The following is a 19466-nucleotide window of genomic DNA, read 5'->3' as shown; positions in this document are numbered from 1 at the left end:
CCGGGGACGCGCCGGCCACCGGCGGTCCGGCCAAGGCGGGGTCTGCCGGAGCGCCGCCCGTTCAGGCTGGGCCTGGTGCGGGACGAGCCGTCGCGGGAGCGCGTCCATCCGGAGGACCCGCGACCGGGGCGGCCCCCGGAGGCGCGCCGACCGGAGCAGCACCGGGAGGCGCGACCGGAGCAGCGCCCGGCGGTGCGGGGGGCGGGACGGCGCACAGTCTCAAGGATCTGGTGCGGCCGGCCACCGCGCCGCCGCCCGGCGGGGGCGCGCCGGCGCAGAGTCCGCAGGGGCCGCCGGCGCAGTCCGGACCGGCGCAGGGGCACCCGCTGGGGCAGCCTCAGGGCAAGCCGCAGCAGGCCGCGAAGCCGAGGACGCTGCGGGCGAGGGCCGGGGCGCTCGTCGCGAGCGCGCCCAAGTGGCTGCCCGTGCTGCTGACCCTTGAGGGCCTGGTCATGTACGTGCTCGCGCTCAAGGTGCCCCCGGGCCCCCTGCGCGGCGTCGACCCGGCCGACATCGACGGCCTGGGGCTGATCTCGGCGCTGCCGACCTCGGCGTTCATCGCCATCTTGATCATGCTCGTGTCGTTCTTCGTCACGGTCTCCCAGAGCACGGACCGCAAGTTCCTGCTGCTGTTCCAGATCGCCGCCATCACGTTCGCGCTGCACGGCGCGGGCGCCCTGGTGGCGGAGGAGCCGCGCTTCCCGACGGCCTACATCCACGCCGGTTTCGTGGAGTTCATCGGCAGGACCGGCGAGACGGCGATCAACATCGACGCCCGCATGGGCTGGCCGGGCTTCTTCGCGTTGTTCGCGTTCGTGACGAAGGCCGCCGGCATCAGCGACATGACGACGATCCTGCAGTGGACGCCGCTCCTGTCGAACCTGCTCTACCTGCTCCCGTTCGTGCTGATCCTGCGCCAGGTGGTGGCCACCACTCGGGCCAGGTGGTTCGCGGCGCTGCTGTTCGTGCTGGTGCAGTGGATCGGCCAGGACTACTTCTCGCCACAGGGCTTCACCTTCGCCCTCTATCTGGCGTTCGTGGCGATCCTGTTGCGCTGGTTCGGGCGGGTGGAGCCGCGGACCAAGCCGATCCCGCCGAAGGGCCTGCGCAAGTGGCTCGGCAAGCTGGACGCGATGACGCCGGGCGAGCTGGCCAACACCGGCACGTTCAGGGCCGACAAGCTGCTCATGCTGATGATGCTGGTGGCGCTGTTCGTGGCGTCGGTGGCCTCGCACCAAATCACGCCGTTCATGATGCTCGGCGTGCTGACGGCGTTCCTGATCTTCAGGCGGACCACGCTGACCTGGGCGCTGCCGTTCTTCCTCGGGCTGATGGTGCTGGCCTGGATCAGCTACATGACGGTGGGCTTCTGGGCCAGCCAGATCGACACGATCTTCGGCGGCCTCGGCAACATCCTGGCCAACCTGCGCAGCAACACCGGCGACCGGATCGAGGGCACCGACCCCGCGCACGCGATGGTGCTGCAGGCCCGGCTGGGCATCCTCGCGGTGATCCTCGGCTGCGCAGCGGCCGGGCTGTTCCGGCGGCTGCGGCGCGGGGTGTTCGACCGCTCGGCGCTGATCCTGCTGTGCGTGCCGGTGCTGGCGCTCGGCCTGCAGAGCTACGGCGGCGAGATCGGGCTGCGGATCTACATGTTCGCGCTGCCCGGCGCGTGCCTGCTGGCCGCGTACGCGTTCTTCCCGAACCTGCCGGCCGACAGCGCGGACGTGCGCGAGGAGACGGTGCCGCTGCGCAAGCGGAACGTGCGCTTCAACCCCGAGCTGACCAAGAAGATCTCGCTGGTGCTGGCCGCGTGCTTCGCGATCATGTTCGCGATGGCGTTCTTCCTGGCCCGGTACGGCAACGAGAAGTTCGAGCGGGTCACCACCGGCGAGGTGGCCGCCCTGCACTACGTCTACGACCACGACAGCCCCAGCGCCAAGGTGCTCTACCTGGTGCCCAAGGAGGGCCCCGAGGTCACGCCGACGCTGCCGTGGGGTGAGCGGGACGTGGAGCGGGTCAACTTCGCCGAGCAGGCGCTGGTGTTCAAGGACCCCTCGCAGGTCGACAAGGCCATCGAGAAGCTCAAGACGCAGCCGCGCAACTCGTACCTGATGGTGAGCCGCGGCCAGGTGAGCTATCTGCAGCTCAACGAGGGCTTCCCCGCCGACTGGGGCGAGCGGTTCCGGGCGGCGCTGGACAAGTCGCCCGACCTGAAGAAGGTGCTCTCGAACGACGACGCGGCGCTCTACACCTGGAAGAAGTTCGTCAGGGGCACCGAGATCCCCGAGCCGAACCCCTACAAGGGACGCGGCGACCCGACGACGCCGTGGACGCCGGTGGGCATCGGCGCGCTCGCCGTGACCTGGGTCACCCTGTTCGGCTACGAGATCATCCGGCTGAACGGCCCGACCCGGGCGCCGAGGGCGCGCAAACGCCTGCTGTTCCTGGCGGTGCCGGCGTTCGCGATCGCCCTCGCGGTGATCGTCGAGCGGTTCATCTACATCGCGCAAAATAACTGAATTCACAGGAAACACTCAGGTTCTGCGGGATGATGTCCTCCGATGAGGACACAGGGGACATCTCCCGCCAGGCCGGACGCACCCCTCGCGGCAGCGAGGATCGCCTCCGTCGATGCCCTACGGGGTTTCGCGCTGCTCGGCATCCTCGTCGTGAACATCGCCTTCCTGGCCTCCGGCTACCGGATGGCCGGGATGGCGGAGCCCGCGTTCGGCTCGCCCCTCGACTGGGGCGTGCGGTGGGTCGTGACGCTGTTCTTCGAGAACAAGTTCTACCTGCTGTTCTCCTTCCTGTTCGGCTACAGCTTCACGTTGCAGGTCGGCTCGGCCGCGCGCCGGGGCCTGCCGTTCGCGCCGATGTTCCTGCGCCGGCTGGCGGGGCTCGGGCTGCTCGGGCTGGCCCACGCCGTGCTGCTGTTCCCCGGGGACATCCTGACCACGTACGCCGCCGTGGGCCTGGCCCTGCTCCTCTTCCGCGCGGTCAGGCCGAGGACGGCGGTGCTGCTCGCGGTCGCGCTGACGGTGCTGCTGGCGCTCGGCTTCGCGCTGCTGGCGATGCTGGCCACGAGCGGGATGGACCTGTCGGGCCGGCTCGCGGACGGGTCCGCGCAGGCCGCCGCGTCCGACTCGGCCCTCGGCGGGGCCTTCTGGGACATCGTCTCCGAGCACCTCAGGAAGCTGTCGCTGATCATCGTGGCCCGCGTGCTCTTCCAGGGACCGGCGGTGCTGGCCGCGTGCCTGATCGGGCTGGCGGTGGGCAAGCTGGGCGCGCTGCGCGACGTGCGGGCCTACACGGAGACGCTGCGCCGGCTGCAGTGGGCGGGGTTCACGGTCGGACTGGCCGGCGCGCTGTACTACACGTTGTCGGCCTGGAACGGCGCTGGGCACCGGTTCTGGGGCGAGGCGGTGGACCTGGTCACGGCTCCGCTGCTGGCGGCGGCGTACGCGGCGACGTTCCTGCGGCTGCTGCCGTACCTGCCGCGGGCCGGGCGGGCGCTGGCGGCGCCGGGCCGGATGGCGCTGTCCAACTATCTGGCGCAGTCACTGATCTGCTCGCTCATCTTCACCGGGTACGGGCTGGCGCTGATCGAACGGGTCAGCCCGCCGGCGGAGGTGCTGATCGCGCTCGGGATCTTCGCCCTTCAGGTCGGCTACAGCCGGTGGTGGCTGAGGAGGCACCGGTACGGACCGGTGGAGTGGTGGTTGCGCTACCTGACGTACTGGCGCAGCCCCGCCGATGGGACGGGCGGCCATACGGACGGCGCAGGCCCCGGAAGAAGCCGCACGAGAGGTGGTCGGCACGCGGCCCCGGTGAAAATGGTATGACCGCGGTGGCGTGAGCAGGAACAATGGGGCGGCATGCGCCATCTACCCCTTTTCGGCCTGCGCCTGACCACGCCCCGCCTGGAGCTGCGGCTGCCCACTCTCGACGACCTCGACGACCTCGCCGATCGCGCCCTGGAGGGCATCCACGACCCTGAGCGGATGCCGTTCTTCGTCCCGTGGACGCAGGCGCCCCGCGACGAGCTGCCGGGAAGCCTGATCCGCTACCACCTCGGCGTCATGTCCCGGTGGCAGCCGGACGACTGGTACTGCAACTTCGTCGTCGTGCACGACGGGCGGGTGATCGGGGTCCAGGACCTCCAGGCGCGCACGTTCGCGGTCACCCGTCACGTGAGCACGGGCTCCTGGCTGGGCCAGGCCCACCAGGGCAAAGGGCTCGGCACGGAGATGCGCGCCGCCGTCCTGCACCTGGCCTTCGCGGGCCTGGGCGCGCTGACGGCGGGCAGCGGCGCGTTCGTCGACAACCCGGCCTCGCTGGGCGTCTCCCGCAAGCTGGGCTACCGGCCGGACGGGGTGTCGGTGCACGAGGTCCGCGGGCGGCGGGCCGTCGAGCAGCGGCTCCGGCTCGAACGGGACGAGTTCACCAGCCCGGTGCCGGTGGACGTGCACGGCCTGGAGCCCTGCCTGCCACACTTCGGCCTGAGCTGATCGAGCGGGCCCTTCCGGGTTCGCACCGATGCCGGGTCAGGCGCCGCCGCGTCCCGACCACTTGATCTCGTACGGCGCCAGCGTGACCTGACGCCCGTCCACGGTCGCCGTGACGTCCTCGCCCGAGGTGTTCACCATCACGGTCTGCCGCTCCTGCGCGATGGCCTTCACCTTCGGGCTGGACGACTCCACCTCCTGCACCCGCACCCCGGCGGGGAACCACTTGGTGAAGCCGCTGAGCAGCCCGGCCATCGGCAGCTCACCGCCCACCTTGGGCCCCCAGAGGCAGCCGGCGCACTCGCCCTGCCCCTTGAGCTGGGGGTTCCAGTACAGGGCCGTGGTGACCCCGCTCTTGGCGAACTCCATCAGCGCGCTCGCCTGCACGGCCGTGCGCTTCTCCTCGCTCCACTGGGAGTTCTCCGGCTCGACGTACCATTCGGCCCACCACACCGGCAGGTCGTCGCTCTTCTCGCGCAGCCAGGTGGTGATGGCGCCGAACTTGGCCTGGGCGGCGAAGTCGTCGGGCACGTTGCCCTTGTCGTTCGTCATCGACGCCCCGTCGACGACGATGAAGTCCGCGCCCTTCTTGTGCTCGATCCAGTACTTGACGGCCTCGAGCGCCCGCTGGTCGACCGTGCCCCAGGGCCCGCGCAGCTCCGACTGCCCGCCGCGGGCGTTGCTCTCGATCGGGATGTAGGGGCCGCCGACCTTGATGTCCTTGTCGACCTTCTTCAGCGCGGTGTAGACCTTGTTGTACATCTCGGTGTAGCCCTGAGCGTCCCACCGGTTGGTGGTCGTGTCCCAGAAGCCCTTGAACTCGTTCCACACCAGGTAGTGCTTGACCGTCGGATACTGCTTGGCCACCCGCGTGGCGAGCTTGGCGAAGTCGTCGAAGTGCTCCCGTTCGGGGGCGACCGTGTGGTTCTTGTTCCAGTCCGTACGCCCGGCCTGCCCGCCCTTCATCCAGTCGGGCGCGCAGCAGAGCGTGATGATCGGCACGCCCCTGGAGGACGACATGAACGTCAGCCGCCGGTCGAGGTCACGGAAGTTGAACTGCCCGGGGCTCGGCTCGGGGTTGCCGACGCCCCAGCCCATGATGTGCTGGTTCTGCAGCATCGGGACCCGGCCCAGCACGCCTCTGGCCTCCTCCGCGACCTGCTGCGGCTCGTTGTCGGCGCTGTACTGCGTGTGAGTGATGCCCCAGCGCGGCCAGTTGGTCAGCGCGGGCGGCTGCTCCAGCTGGGGAGCCGGCTCGGTGGGCATGTTGGTGGCCACCTCGCTGCCCCTGAACTCGCCGCGGGCCTTGGTGCGCAGGGCCGCGTAGACCATGATGCCCGCCACCAGGACGACCGCGAGAATGCCGGCTCCAAGGGCGATCGGCCACGGCGATCGTCGGCGCGCGTGCCGGCCGTCGGTCGGTATCACTGAACGCTCCTCATCCTCGCGAGACGTTAGGGGGGATCACGAACCTACAAGATTCGCAAAGGTGGAAGGGGCCGGGCAGCAGCCCAGCCCCTATTACGGTAATCGTCCCGCTTGCAAGCCACTTGCCGTCAATCCGCGCGCGGCCGTCACTGCCCGCTCGCCGTCAATCCGCGCGCGGCCGTCGCCGCCCGCTCGCCGTCAATCCGTGCGTGGCGGTCGCTGCCCGCCCACCGGCCCCGGCACGCCGGCGTAGCGGTACGGGACCGGCTGGCGGCCCGGCTGGACGACGAGGAGCGTCCCAGGAGTCTCGGCGTAGAAGGCGGTCTCGACGGCCGCGGCCACGTCCTCGGCGGTGAGCAGGGGGAAGCCGGCGTTGACGAACATCTCCCGCGATCCGGCCACCAGCGGCGTGTCGGTGAAGCCGGGGCACACCGCGCCGATGCGGATCTTCTTGCCGGCCAGCGGCTCGGCCAGCGCCCTGACCAGGCCCACGACGGCGTGCTTGGTCATGGTGTAGACGGGGTCGCCGGAGAAGCCGACGAGCCCGGCCAGCGACGCGGTGACCACGATCGCGCCGCCGCCGGAGCGGGTGAGCAGCGGGACGCCGGCCCGTACGCCGAAGACCACGCCGTCGACGTTGACGCCGACGACCTGTCGGTAGCGTTCGAGGTCGAAGTCGGCCAGGTCGACCCCGCCGCTGACGCCGGCGTTGAGATGCATCAGGTCGAGCCGGCCGTAGCGCCGCTCGGCCAGCGCGACGGCCTCCAGCGAGGCCTCCTCGGTGCTGACGTCGGCCGCCAGCCAGGCGCCGTCCACCTCTTTGGCCAGCCGCTCGACGCCCTCGCCGTCGCGGTCGACGAGAACGCACCTGACGCCCCCGCCCGACAGACGCCGGGCCACGGCGGCCCCGATGCCGCTCGCCGCTCCGGTGATCAGTGCAACTGTGCTCATGGGCGCTCCTTGCGGGGGTCGGAACCCGTGGTCGAGGCGTTCAGTGCTGGTCGAGCATGCGGTGCGCGCGGGAGATCAGAGTGGGCACGGCGGATCCGATGCGGTCGAATCCCTCTCCCACGGTCTTACCCTGCTTGAAGCGGGCGTGGATACCCTCCACGATGACGGCCAGCTTGAAGTTGCCGAAGGCCACGTAGAAGCCGAGGTCGGAGATCTCGCGCCCGGAGACCTTCGTGTAGTGGCCGGCGAACTCGGCGGCGCTCAGGAAGCCCGGCGCCACGGTCACGTCGCCGGCCACCGGGATGCGGGCCCGTTCGTCGTCGCCGCGGTCGTGCCAGTAGGTCAGGGTGAGCCCCAGGTCGGCCAGCGGGTCGCCGAGTGTGGACATCTCCCAGTCGACCACGGCCGTGATCTCCAGGTCGCCGAGCCGCAGCAGCGTGTTGTCCAGCCGGTAGTCACCGTGCACCAGCGTGCCGGCGGCCTCGGCGGGCAGCCGCGCGCGCAGGCGCTCCACCAGCCGGTGGTACTCGGGCGGATCGGCCGTCTTCGACCGCTCCCACTGCTGGCACCAGCGGTCGAGCTGGCGCGCCATGTAGCCTTCCGGACGTCCGAAATCACCGAGGCCCACCTCGCGGTAGTCGACGGCGTGGATGGCGGCCAGCACCTCGGCCAGCCGCTCGGACAGCCGGCGGGTCTGCTCGGGCGTGGGGTCGCCGAGCTGCTCGCTCTCGCGTACGGCGACGCCCTCCACGTACCCCATGAGATAGAACGGGGCCCCGATCACGTCCTCGTCGGCGCAGAACGCGACCGGCTCGGGAACGGGCACCGGCGTCGGCGCGAGCGCCGAGATGACCCGCCACTCGCGTCGCATGTCGTGGGCGGTGGGCAGCACGTGACCGAGGGGCGGCCGGCGCAGCACGAGACGGCGCTCCCGGGCCTCGACCACGTAGGTCAGGTTGGACCTGCCGCCCGAGATCAGCGAGACGGACTGCGGTTCGCCGGCGTCGGGCACATTACGGCCCATCCACTCGACCAATCGGGGGTGGTCGATGCCAGGTACGGTCATGAACACACATTAGAACGTCACTCGGTCCTGAACACCACCTGGGAGTTGTGTAACGTTCCGGACCTGCGGCTATGCCATGACGCGAGATCCTTTAATCTGGCAGGAGAACACCCCTGGCCCATGCCGGACAGAGAGTGCATGCCGACAGTAGGAGCCCATGCGCATCACCCTTGCCCTGCCTCGCGAACTGGGCCCGACGGAAGTGACCCGATGGCGCGCCCTTCAGGAAGCGCACGCCGCCTTCGACAATCCCTTCCTCTCCCCCGAGTTCACGCTCACGGTGGGCGAACTCCGCGATGACGTGAGAGTCGCCATCATTCACGACGGTCAGGAGATCGTGGGATTCTTCCCGTTCGAGCGACATCCCCTCGGCATCGGCAAGCCGGTCGCCTCCGGGCTCACCGACGCGCAGGGGCTGGTGCACGCCAAGGACGTGCACATCGACCCGGTCCGGCTGATCAAGGGCTGCGGGCTGTCGGTCTACGAGTTCGACCACCTGGTGGCCGGTCAGCCGCTGATGGGCGAGCACCACGAACGGCATCCCTCGCCGATCATCGACCTGCGCGACGGCTGGGAACGTTACACGGAGTTCCTGCGCGCGCACTCCGGCAAGACCTACAAGTCCACCCTGGCCAAGTCGCGCAAGCTCCAGCGCGAGGCCGGGCCGATCCGTCACGACTACGCGACCACCGACCTGGCGCCCCTGCGCACGCTGCTGGGCTGGAAGACCGACCAGTATCGGCGCACCGGCCGCACCGACAGGTTCGCCCACCAGTGGATCGTGGAGCTGGTCGAGCGGCTGCTGGCCACGCAGACCGAGAGCTTCGCCGGGGTGCTGGACATGGTCTACGTGGACGAGCGGCCGGTGGCCGGCCACTTCGGCGTCCGCACGCGCACCACGCTGGCGGGCTGGTTCCCCGCCTACGACCCCCGATACTCCAAATACTCCCCCGGCCTCATCCACCACCTGGCCATGGCCGAGCGGGCCGCCGAGTCCGGCATCCAGGTCATCGACATGGGCCGGGGCCAGAAGGAGTACAAGGACAAGCTCAAGAACGGCGAGCTGGAGGTGGCCGAGGGGCGTGTGGCCAGGGTCGGCGCGGCGGCCGGGCTGCACTGGCTGATGCGGGTGCCGGTGCGCAAGACCCGCGCTACGGTCATGGCCAATCCGCTGCTGCTCAAAACCGCGGACAAGGCATTGAAAACATACGGAAGACTGCGTACTGTCCTACAAGGGTGAAACGCATCGCAGAGCGCACAGGCCGTCACTGTCTGTCGCTTCCGTCCAACCGGCTCGGCCTCTACCTGGCACTACGCCACTGGTGCCGGCCCGGTCAGCGGCTGCTGATGTCCCCCATCTCCGCGGACGAGATCCTCTTCCTGGTGCTCGCGGCCGGGCTGCGCCCGGTGATCGCGCCGCTGTCGCCCCGCGACGGCAACATCGACGTCGCCCGGGTGGATCTCGGCGCGGTCGACGCCGTGCTGACGACCAACCTGTACGGCCTGCCCGACGACGCCCCCGCCTTCGCCGGGAAGATCCTGATCGAGGACGTCGCGCACGCGATGGAGACCGACCTCGGCGGACGGCCCCTCGGCACCTTCGGCCAGGCCGGGGTGTTCAGCCTGTCCAAGCACCCCGGCGCCGGCTCGGGCGGCGTGCTGGCCGTCGAGAGCCAGGCCGATCTCGACGCGCTGACCCGCGCCCGTGACGAGCTGCTGACCAGCGGTTCCCTGCGCGCCGACCTGCTCAGCGTGGCCACGTCCATGGCCCGCCAGGGGGCGCTCAAGCTCGACCTGGTGCGTCCCGCGCTCAAGCTCATGCGCCGCCTCGGCCTGCAGGAGCCGCGTGAGGGCTTCCGCATCGCCCTGGCCGCGCCCGAGCTCGAACTGGCGCTCAAGCAGATCCCCTCGCTGCCGCCCTTCGACCCCTGGGTCCACGCCGACCTGCACCGCTACCGGGCCCGCCGGGGCCGGGTGGCCCGCTGGTACCAGGGGCGGCGGACGGCCAAGGTGCCCCGCGACCGGGCGCGCCGGCTGGCGGGCGTGCAGCGCCTGGCCGAGCTGCCCACCGTCGCCCCGGCCGTGCTCGACGACCTGACCCGGCCGCTGTTCCGGGTGCCGCTCCTGGTCCCCGACAGGGACGCGGCCATCGCCGAGCTGGAGCGGCACGGGGTCTCCACGGGCTACCTGTACGACCCGCCGTACGACGACTACGCCCCCGCCTTCACCGAGCACTCCCCCGATCCCGCTCCCGCGCGCTGGTGGGCCAGGCACGTGCTGCCCGTGGACCCGATGTACACCGCCCGTTCCCTGCCCGTCCTGCGCCGGCTGGAGCCGCCTACGGCCGGCCCGTACGGATGAGGGCGGCCAGGATCTTGCAGCCCCGCCTGACGTCGGGGAGCGAGGCGGAGCCGTACCCGATGACCAGGCCGTGCAGGCGCGTGCCGGCGTGGTGGTGGCGCTCGGCGGAGTCGAGCAGCACGCCGAGCTCCGCGGCCCGCACGACGACGGCGGGCACCACCGAGGCGGGCAGCTCGGCCAGGACGTGCAGCCCGGCCGTGTCGCCGCGCAGCCGGCAGACCGGGCCGAGGAGCTCGACGACGGCGGCGCGGCGGCGCGCGTACTCCAGCCGCATCCTGCGCAGGTGCCGGTCGATGTCGCCGCGTTCCAGCAGGGTCGCCACCGCCTGCTGGACGGGCCCGCTGGTGCGGTCGCCCGTAGCGCGGCGCAGCTCCGCGAGCCGGCCGACCAGCCCGGCCTCCCCGACCAGCCAGCCCACGCCCACGTCGGGCGAGAGGATCTTGGACAGCGAGCCGAGCAGCACCACCCGCTCGGGGTCGAGGCCGTAGAGGGCGGGCAGCGGGGCGACGTCGTAGCGGAACTCGGCGTCGTAGTCGTCCTCCACGATGGTCGCGCCCGTGCTCCTGGCCCAGGCCAGCAGGCGCTCCCTGCGCGGGATCGGCAGGCGGCCGCCCAGCGGGTACTGGTGGGCGGGCGTGGTGTAGAGCACGCGCAGGTCCGAAGGCAGCGTGTCCACGATCACGCCGTCGGCGTCGACCGGGCAGGGCACCACCTCGGCGCCCCTGATCGCGAACACCGTGCGCGCCACGTGGTAGCCGGGGTCCTCCACGCCGGCCTTCGCACCGGGATGGAGCAGGGCCAGCGCGCACAGGTCGAGGCCGTTGCCGGTGCCCCGGGTGACCAGGATGTTCTCGGGGCCGACGGCCATGCCTCTGGCGCGTCTGAGGTGGTCGGCGAGCAGTTCGCGCAGGCGGGGCAGGCCGTACGGGTCGGGGTCCGCGCCGGGCGGCAGGTCGGCGGCCCGGCGCCAGGCCCGCTTCCAGGCCGCCCGGTCGTAGTCGCGCACCCAGGGCCGGCCGGCCGTGAGATCGATCACGTCGGCCGGCGCCGGCGGCGGGACGGGCGCGGGCACGGCGCGCTCCGGCGGCGCGGGTGGCCGCGCCGCATGCTCGATGTCGGCCACGAACGTGCCCGAGCCGTGCCGCCCGTCCAGCCAGCCCTCCGCGTAGAGCTGCTGGTACGCCTCCGTCACCACGGTCCTGCTGACCGCGAGCTGGGCCGCCAGGCCACGGGTGGACGGCAGCCGCTCGCCCGCGGCCAGCGTGCCGTCCAGCATGGCGCGGCGCAGCCAGCCGGCCAGCTGGGCGGTGAGCGGTTCGTCCGCCTCGCGCGACAGCGATACGGGCAGGTCAACGTGGTTGCGCATGGAAGTGGTCTCTGCGAAGGGCTGGATAGTGGCCCTACAGCGTAGGTCCACTTCGTGGTTACGGTCGAATCATGCTCTCCACCACTCCCCGTACGACGCTGGGGCGCTCGAAGGAGCGCGGCAGCACCGACCGCGACGACCTGTACGAGGTGCTCGACAGCGGCCTCATCTGTCACCTGGGCGTGATCGTGAACGGCCATCCCATGGTCGTGCCGACCGGCTACGGCCGCATCGGCGAGACCCTCTACCTGCACGGCTCCACCGGCGCCTCGTCGCTGCGCGCGAGCGAGGGCACCGACGTCTGCGTCACCGTCACCCACCTCGACGGCATCGTGCTGGCCCGCTCGATCTTCCACCACTCGGTCAACTACCGCTCGGCGATCGTCTACGGCCGGGCCAGGCTGGTGACGGACGAGGACGAGCGGATGGAGGGGCTGCGGGCGCTGGCCGAGCGGCTCGCGCCGGGCCAGTGGGACTACGTGCGCAAGCCGAACCGCAAGGAGCTGGCCGCCACGGCGGTGCTGGCGCTGCCGCTGGACGAGGCCTCGGTCAAAATGCGCAGGGGCGGTCCGGTGGACGAGGAGGAGGACTACGACCTGCCGGTATGGGCCGGGGTGTTGCCGCTGGTCACGTCGTGGGGCGAACCCGAGCCGGATTCGGTGCTCCCAGAAGGTATCGGTGCGCCTGTTCACATCCTCCATCGGGAGTAGTTCCATGAATCCGGAACCACCTGGAAAACCCCAGCCCATGATCACGCGTCTCATCAGGTGGGCCGGCTCCTGATGGGAGAGCGGATATGCAGTGGAGTGCTCCCGGTTACACGGAGATCAAGCAGCTCGGGGCGGGTGCCAGCGGACGCGTCGTCCAGGCTGTGCACGACGACACCGGGGTCAGGGTGGCGATCAAGTACCTGTCCGAGGAGTTGCGGCGTGATCCTGCCGCGCTGGCCAGGTTCCAGTCGGAGGCGCGGCTGCTGACCACGCTGCGCGATCCGAACATCGCCACGATGTGGGAGTACGTCCAGGACTTCGGCGGCGCGGCCATCGTGATGGAGCTGGTCAACGGCGTCTCGCTGCGGGCGCTGCTGCGCGAGAACGGCACCACCGAGCCGGAGGCGGCGCTGGTCGTGCTCAAGGGCTCGCTGCTGGGGCTGGCCAAGGCGCACGAGATGGGGCTGGTCCACCGGGACTACAAGCCGGAGAACGTGATCGTCCGCGACGACGGGGTCAGCAAGCTCGTCGACTTCGGCATCGCGGTCAGGCAGGGCACGACCGCGCGGCCGGAGGGGACGCCGCCTTACATGGCGCCCGAGCTGTGGGAGGGGCAGCCCGCCTCGCCGGCCACCGACGTGTACGCGGCCACGGCCGTCTTCTTCGAGTGCCTGACCGGGCACCGGCCCTACCGCTCCACGGAGCCGAGCGTGCTCGGCTACCAGCACGTGCACGCCCCCGTGCCCTTCCACGACGCGCCCGCGCCGGTGCGCGAGCTGGTGCGGCGCGGGCTGGCCAAGGATCCGGCGCGCCGGCCCGGCGGGGCGATGGCGTTCGTGGCCGAGTTGGAGGCGGTGGCCAGGGCGGCGTACGGGGAGGACTGGGAGGAGCGGGGCAGGCGCCGGCTGGCCGCGCTCGTGGCGCTGCTCGCGCTGTTGTTGCCGACCCCGCAGACCGCACCCGCGCCCGAGGTGGCCACGTCGCTGGCCAGGACGGTCTTCCGCGGGCTGCGCGCGAACACGCGGCGGCTGGCCATGGGCGGCGCGGTGGCCTCGGCGGCGGCCGTGGCGGTGGTGGTCGTGCTGGTCAACCGGCAGCCGCCGCCGGAGCGGCCGGTCGGAGCGGCGGCCGCGGTGCCGCCCAGCCTGGTCGAGACGGCGCCGGTCGCCGATCCGGCGACGTCCGATCCCGCGCCGGCCACCGAACCGGAGTCCGATCCCGGCACCGATGACGGCCCGGATTCAGGCCCCGGCGTCGATCCCACCGCCGAGCCGGGGACCACGCCGCAGGCCGTCCCGCAGGATCCGCCCGAGGCCGACCGCCCCGAGCAGGAGCCGACCAGGCAGGCCACCCAGCCGAGCAGCACGGGCAGCGGCGCCCCGAGCGAGACGCCCACGTCCGCCACACCGACCCCGACACCGACACCGACACCGACGCCCACCCCGACCCCCACGCCCACGCCTTCCGAGCCGGAGCCGAGCACGCCGCCGGCCGCCTCGGTGCTGGGAGTGAGCGTGGGCGGCATCACGCTCGGCGAGAACGACGTCGCCCGCAGCACGGTCACGTTCCGCACGAACGGCGCCGGCGCGGTCACCGTCACCGCCACCTGGGCGGCGCCCGGCGCGGACGGCAGGACCCAGCGCCTGCGCCTCAGCGGCGCCACCTCCTACACCCGCACGCTGAGCTGGCGGATCGGCGAGCGTCCCTGCGGCAGGACGGTCACGCTGAGCGTCGCCACCGCACCGGCGGCTCCCGGCGGCACCAGGACGGCCTCCCTGTCCGTGCCGGCCTGCCCGGCCAGGGTGACCGCACTCAGCGTCGCCCTCGGCCTGCCCGAGGTGCCCGGCCGCACGGCCACCGCCCGGGTCAGGCTCACCGCCAGCGCCGCCGGCGCGATCCCGGTCGAGGCCAGGTTCGCGGTCGACGGCGAGGCGGCGGGCACCCGCGAGGCGACCCTGTCCGGCCGCACCTCCTATTCCAGGGCCTTCATCCACACGTTCAGGTCCCGCCCCTGCGGCTCGACGCTGTCGGTGCGGGTGAGCGCGGGCGGCAGGACCGACACGGCGCGGGTCTCGGTGCCGTGCCCGCCGCAGGTGCGGCGGGTGGCGATCGTCGCGGCGGGCGCGCGGGCCGACGGGATCTCCACGCAGGTCAGGGTCACCACGGCGAACACCCAGCCGGTACGGCTCACCGTCAGGTTCGCGGCCGGCGAGGGGGCCGACACGCGCACGGTGACCCTGTCCGGCGCGACCTCCTACAGCCGGGCGTTCGCCTACCGGGCCAAGCTGCCCTGCGGCTCGAAGTGGTCGGTGACGGCCGCCACCGATCCGGCCGCGGCCGGCGGGAGCGCCGGTCGCAGCGGCGCCACCCCGGCGTGCCAGGAGGAGGAGCCGACCAAGGAGCCACCGAGCGACAAGCCGGTGGAGCAGCCACGGGACACACCCAGCGAGAAACCGCAGGAGCCCACGAAGGAGACGCCGCGGGCGACGCCGAAGATCACACCGAGGCCCGAGTCTCCCGGTACCGTTGGGTGACATTTCCCCGCTTGTATGAATAACGGTAGCGGGAAAGCGGCTCCCTCTGGTTAAGCTACGGACCGTTTGATGAGGGTGGGGGCCCTAGTGACTCCAGAGGAGAACCGTTATGTACGGTGATGGGCCGTGGGGGGTCCCGGGCTACACCGAGGTCCGCGAGCTGGGCTCGGGGGCCGCGGGCCGGGTGGTCCTGGCCAGGCGTGACTACGACGGCGCCGAGGTGGCGATCAAGTACCTCAGCGACGAGCTGAGAGCCGATGTCGGGTTCGTGGCCAGGTTCCGCCACGAGGCCAGGCTGCTGGCGACGTTACAGAGCGCGTACCACGCCAGGCTGATCGACTACGTCGAGGCCGGGCAGGGCGCGGCGATCATCATGGAGCTGATCAACGGCGTGTCGCTGCGCGAGCTCCTGCGCTCGGAAGGGCCCACAGGGCCTGAGGCGGCGCTGACGGTGCTCAAGGGCTCGCTGCAGGGTCTCGCCTCGGCGCACGCCATCGGGGTCGTGCACCGCGACTTCAAGCCCGAGAACGTCATGGTCCAGCACGACGGCGTCACCAAGCTGGTGGACTTCGGCATCGCGGTCAGGACCGGCGAGCACGCGAGCGCCGCGGGCACGCCGCCGTACATGGCCCCCGAGCAGTGGGCGGGCAAGCCCGCGGGGCCCGCGACCGACGTCTACGCGGCCACCGTCGTGTTCTTCGAGTGCCTGACCGGCACCCGCCCCTTCCGTGCCCCCAACCTCGCCGCCCTGGCCCACCAGCACCAGGCCGTGGCCCCGCCGACCGAGGAGATCCCCGGGCAGCTGCGCGACCTGGTCGAGCGCGGCCTGGCCAAGGACCCGGCGGAGCGGCCGCCGTCGGCGGAGGCGTTCCTGACCGAGCTGGAGGCCGTCGCGGCGCAGGCGTACGGGCCCGACTGGGAGGAGCGCGGGCGCCGCCGCCTGGCCGCCCTCGCCGGCCTGCTGGTGCTGCTCTTCCCGACCGCGCTGGAGGAGCCCGCGCAGACGGAGACCGCGCTCGCCGAGACGGACTTCGACGAGCCGCCGAGCGTCCTGAGCAAGCTCCCGGTCAAGATCGCCCTGGCCACGGCCACGGCGGGCGTGCTCGTCGCGGCCGTGGTGATGTTCGTCAGCACCGGATCCGACGAGCCGGTGCTCCAGGCGCAGACCACCCAGGTCACGCCGACCACGTCCGAGCCCGAGCCGGCCGTCGAGGAGACGCCCGACGAGGCCACCGAGGAGCCGGAGGAGGAGGCGCCCACTCCCGAGGAGACCACCTCCGCGCCCGTCCCGACGGCCACGGAAAGCGCCGCTCCCCCGGTCGTACGGCCCACGGCCACCAGGAAGCCGACCCCCACCCCCACGCGGACGCCGGTCAGGACCAGGAAGCCGACCCCCAAGCCCACCACCGCGAAGCCCACCGCCACGGAGAGCGAGGAACCCGAGCTGAACGGCGACGTCTACCGTCCCGACGGCGAGCGGCCGCCCACCTCGGCCGCGCCGAGCGCCACGGCCCCGACCCGGCGGCCTGACCCGATCCCCGACCCGACCACGGCCTCGCCCACCCAGAGCGAGCCCACCTCCACGGGCGGCACGGGAGACGGCGGCGAGGAGCCGCCGCGCCGCGAGCCGACGGTGCAGGCGCCACGGACCACCGACTCGACCACTGGCGGAACCACTGACGAGGGCGCGGGCGGTGCGCTGATCGGGCTCGCCCTGGTGACGACGGGCGCGCTACCGGTCACACTTGCGGTGAGGCGCCGTATGGCGGGACGTCACAGAAGGAAGCGCTAGACGCGCCCGGGGGGCAGACGGCGATGAACAACCCTGACAACGGTATCGCCGGATTCCGGCTCACCGAGCACACCTGGATGACCGAACTCGGCAACTGGATCGACGCCATCTCGCCCGACGGCCGCAGGGCCGGCGCGCTGCTGTTCGACCCGAAGATCGTCGGCCTGCCCGGCGTCCGCGACCGCGTCGTGCAGGCGGTCATGACCGACCAGCGGCTCGTGCTGGCCGGGCTGAGCGGGCTGATCCCGGTGGCGGACGTCGTCGCGGCGGGCGAGCAGGTGTGGCTGCTCACCGCGCAGGCGGTCAGCCCGACGCTGGCCGACCTGCTCGCGGCCGGTCCCGTCGATCCGGGCGGGGCGGCCTCCGCCCTGGTGGAGACCGCCCAGACGCTGCTCGCGCTGCACTCCGCCGGGGTCACGCACGGCTCGGTGCATCCGGGCACGGTGGTCGTCACCTCCGAGGGCGTCTCGTTGCTGTCGGAGCGCGGGCTGTCCGACGCCATCAGGGCGCGGGTCTCTCCGCGCGAACGGGACGCGGCGGGCTGGGCCTCCCTGGCCCGCGGCCTGGGCGCCTCCGCCGGCCGGCAGGCCCCCGAGGTGGCCGTGCTGTTCGAACGGGCCGCGAACACGGCCGGCACCCTGGGCCTGGCCGCCGCCCGCGACCTGCTGGTCAACGAGCGCGGCACGCTGCCGGGCGGCCGCATCAGCAGGGACGCCCTGGCGAGTGCGGCGCGCGGTCAGTCGGCGTTCGCCCAGGCGCCGGCCTACGGGCGCGCCTCGGCCGCCCCGCCCGTCGTGACGCCGAACAGGGACGAGGGCGACATCGTCACGCTGCTGCACGTCCCCGGCCGGTCGACGGGACCGGTTCAGTTCGGGCCGGGGGTCGGGACCCAGCCGCAGGCGCGGGAGCGGCAGGAGACGGAGGCCGAACGGATCTGGCGGGCGGGCCGCGACGAGGCGGCCACCGTGCACCGCCCCGGCGGGCGGGCCGACCGGGTCTCGCGGGCCAGGCGGCGGCGCACGATCCTGTCGGCGGTCGTGTTCGCGATCGTGATGGCGGGGGCGGTCCTGGCCTGGCTGAAACTGGGCACCGCGCCGGACCTGGCGGTCATGTCGGTGAACGTGGTGGCGCCGAAGAAGACGCAGGGCTGCGACCGCGCGGTGGTGGTCACCGGCACGGTCGTCACGAACGGGGCGCCGGGCGAGATCACGTACGAGTGGCGCAAGAACCTCGACAAGGAGGTCGTCAAGGGGACGTTACGCACGCAGGCCGACAAGACGTCGTACACGGTGCCGCTGCGGTGGACGCTGCGGGGCAGGAGCAACGTCAAGGCCACGGCCACGCTGCGGATCCTCACGCCGGGGCCGGTGCGCTCGGACAAGGCCACGTTCTCCTACAAGTGCTGACAAGCCTCTGTACGTGCTGACCGGCCGGGCGGGGACCGCCCGATCGCGCTCAGCAATGCATATCAAAGCGGTTCTTACTAATCTGGCGAACATGACCACGCAGACCCCCGCGGGCTGGTACCCCGACCCCTACGGAGAGCCTCAGCTCCGCTGGTGGGACGGCAGCCAGTGGACGGACGCGCTGCACGCCCAGGAGCCGCAGGGCCAGTCCCAGCAGCCGGCGTCCGGCCCCCAGCCGCAGCCCCCCTTCCAGCCGTCCGCTCAGGCCCCGACACAGTCGTTCCCCCAGCCACCACCCCAGCAGCAGCCCCAGCCGCAGCCGCAGACCGGTCCCGGCTGGGCGGTGACGCCGGCGAACCCCACGCTGCAGTTCGGCGGGCCCACCTACGGCCAGTCGGCCTACGGCGCTCCCGGCGGGCCCACCCAGTCGTCCGCCCAGTCGTCCGCCCAGTCGTCCGCACAGCCGCCCACCCAGCAGTGGGGCGGGCCGCTGCCGGGGCCCGGCTACCCGCCGCCGCCCAAGCAGGGCAATCCGCTGCCGTGGGTGTTCGGCGGCCTGGCGGCGCTGGTGGTGCTCGCGCTGATCGTGGTGGCCGGGATCTTCTTCATCAACAGGGACAGTACGGGCGTCGCGTCGCCGCCCCGTGAGACGGCCGAGCCGCGCTTCCCCACCGAGGAGCCTCCGTCCCAGGGGCCGCCGTCGCAGGACCCGCTGCCGAGCCAGGGCGGCGAGTTCCCGCAGCCGGCCGACGGCGTGATCACCGATCCGCGCAGCGGGCTGGCCTTCAAGGTGCCCAGCGGCTGGGAGGTGGCCGCGGTCAACGAGGTCAACAACGGCAGGCCGACCGAGCAACAGTGGACGGCCGCGGTCAAGGCGGACGCCCAGGAGAACTACGAGGGCGAGGCCGACTGGATCGGCAACGTCTTCACGGGGCTGCTCAACGAGCTCTACCCCTACTCCGGCGCCACGGGTCTCGGCGACACCGCCAAAGCCGTCTTCGTGGACTTCACCACCCGCTACTACGCGCCCGCCCACGAGAGCAAGGTCATCGAGGACAAGGCGATGAAGGTGGGCGGCAAGGACGCCTGGCTGTTGCGGTTCGAGCTCGACTTCACCAAGATCTCGGAGGAGAAGGGCTACAAGTGGAAGAAGGAGAACGGGGCGATCGTGCTCGTGGATCGGGGCGACGGGCAGAGCCCGGCCATCGCGTACGTCTCCGTTCCCGACAATCTGGGCACCGACGTGGTCGAGCAGGTTCTCGGCTCGCTCAAACCGGCCTGACCGGTGGCACTAGGCTGGTGGGGTAACAAGCGGGCGGATTGCTCCGAGCCGCTGGGCGAGGA

At 72.0% G+C, this 19466-nt stretch carries 14 protein-coding genes; 10 read left to right on the top strand and 4 right to left on the bottom strand.

Annotated elements, in window-relative coordinates:
* The first annotated feature begins 230 nt into the window (after window positions 1–230).
* Genes OIE67_RS02385 through OIE67_RS02375 form a run of 3 tightly spaced genes read left to right on the top strand, consistent with a single transcriptional unit; the run spans window position 231 to window position 4511 of the window.
* Window positions 231–2522, top strand: coding sequence for a proline-rich domain-containing protein (locus OIE67_RS02385; protein WP_326636189.1), 2292 nt, complete (start codon window positions 231–233; stop codon window positions 2520–2522).
* A gap of 42 nt (window positions 2523–2564) precedes the next feature.
* A complete protein-coding gene (locus tag OIE67_RS02380) occupies window positions 2565–3845 on the top strand; it encodes a DUF418 domain-containing protein (RefSeq protein WP_326636187.1) in 1281 nt (426 codons plus the stop codon).
* A gap of 33 nt (window positions 3846–3878) precedes the next feature.
* Window positions 3879–4511 (top strand): GNAT family N-acetyltransferase, encoded by a 633-nt coding sequence (locus tag OIE67_RS02375; RefSeq protein ID WP_326636185.1) that lies wholly within the window; start codon window positions 3879–3881, stop codon window positions 4509–4511.
* 36 nt (window positions 4512–4547) lie between these two features.
* On the opposite strand, the gene OIE67_RS02370 is transcribed toward OIE67_RS02375, so the two are convergent.
* The 3 genes from OIE67_RS02370 to OIE67_RS02360 form a co-directional block, all read right to left on the bottom strand.
* Window positions 4548–5936 (bottom strand): GH39 family glycosyl hydrolase, encoded by a 1389-nt coding sequence (locus OIE67_RS02370; protein WP_326636183.1) that lies wholly within the window; start codon window positions 5934–5936, stop codon window positions 4548–4550.
* A gap of 198 nt (window positions 5937–6134) precedes the next feature.
* Window positions 6135–6887 carry an SDR family oxidoreductase gene (locus OIE67_RS02365; protein WP_326636181.1) on the bottom strand — a complete coding sequence of 251 codons (753 nt, stop codon included), beginning with the start codon at window positions 6885–6887 and terminating at the stop codon, window positions 6135–6137.
* Window positions 6888–6927: 40 nt separating this feature from the next.
* On the bottom strand, window positions 6928–7953 hold the full coding sequence (locus tag OIE67_RS02360) for a phosphotransferase family protein (protein WP_326636179.1): 1026 nt from the start codon (window positions 7951–7953) through the stop codon (window positions 6928–6930).
* 157 nt (window positions 7954–8110) lie between these two features.
* Here OIE67_RS02360 and OIE67_RS02355 point away from each other — a divergent pair, with 157 nt between their 5' ends.
* Together OIE67_RS02355 and OIE67_RS02350 are read left to right on the top strand one after the other, a co-directional pair.
* Complete coding sequence (locus OIE67_RS02355) at window positions 8111–9193, top strand: GNAT family N-acetyltransferase (RefSeq protein ID WP_326636177.1); 1083 nt, start codon at window positions 8111–8113, stop codon at window positions 9191–9193.
* The gene (locus OIE67_RS02350; RefSeq protein ID WP_326636176.1) at window positions 9190–10314 is read left to right on the top strand and encodes a DegT/DnrJ/EryC1/StrS family aminotransferase; all 1125 of its coding nucleotides are present in this window, start codon (window positions 9190–9192) and stop codon (window positions 10312–10314) included. The genes OIE67_RS02355 and OIE67_RS02350 overlap by 4 nt, the downstream gene beginning before the upstream one ends.
* On the opposite strand, the gene pdxR is transcribed toward OIE67_RS02350, so the two are convergent.
* A complete protein-coding gene (pdxR, locus tag OIE67_RS02345; protein ID WP_326636174.1) occupies window positions 10292–11680 on the bottom strand; it encodes a MocR-like pyridoxine biosynthesis transcription factor PdxR in 1389 nt (462 codons plus the stop codon). The two genes, OIE67_RS02350 and pdxR, sit on opposite strands and share 23 nt — an antisense overlap.
* A gap of 71 nt (window positions 11681–11751) precedes the next feature.
* Between pdxR and OIE67_RS02340 the strand changes: the two genes are divergently transcribed.
* From OIE67_RS02340 to OIE67_RS02320, 5 genes are all read left to right on the top strand, one after another.
* Complete coding sequence (locus tag OIE67_RS02340; RefSeq protein WP_326636172.1) at window positions 11752–12390, top strand: pyridoxamine 5'-phosphate oxidase family protein; 639 nt, start codon at window positions 11752–11754, stop codon at window positions 12388–12390.
* Between the two features lie 86 nt (window positions 12391–12476).
* Window positions 12477–14924, top strand: a complete 2448-nt coding sequence (locus OIE67_RS02335) for a serine/threonine-protein kinase (RefSeq protein ID WP_326636170.1) — start codon at window positions 12477–12479, stop codon at window positions 14922–14924.
* A 109-nt stretch (window positions 14925–15033) separates the two neighbouring features.
* On the top strand, window positions 15034–16716 hold the full coding sequence (locus OIE67_RS02330; protein ID WP_326636168.1) for a serine/threonine-protein kinase: 1683 nt from the start codon (window positions 15034–15036) through the stop codon (window positions 16714–16716).
* A 23-nt stretch (window positions 16717–16739) separates the two neighbouring features.
* Entirely contained in the window at window positions 16740–18122 is a 1383-nt protein-coding gene (locus OIE67_RS02325; protein WP_326636166.1) for a protein kinase family protein, read from the top strand.
* 91 nt (window positions 18123–18213) lie between these two features.
* Window positions 18214–19404 (top strand): DUF2510 domain-containing protein, encoded by a 1191-nt coding sequence (locus OIE67_RS02320; protein WP_326636164.1) that lies wholly within the window; start codon window positions 18214–18216, stop codon window positions 19402–19404.
* Window positions 19405–19466: the final 62 nt, after the last annotated feature.

It is taken from the genome of Nonomuraea fuscirosea (assembly GCF_035917475.1).
GTDB classification, from domain to species: Bacteria; Actinomycetota; Actinomycetes; order Streptosporangiales; family Streptosporangiaceae; genus Nonomuraea; species Nonomuraea fuscirosea.
This window is presented reverse-complemented; position numbering and strand designations above follow the sequence as displayed.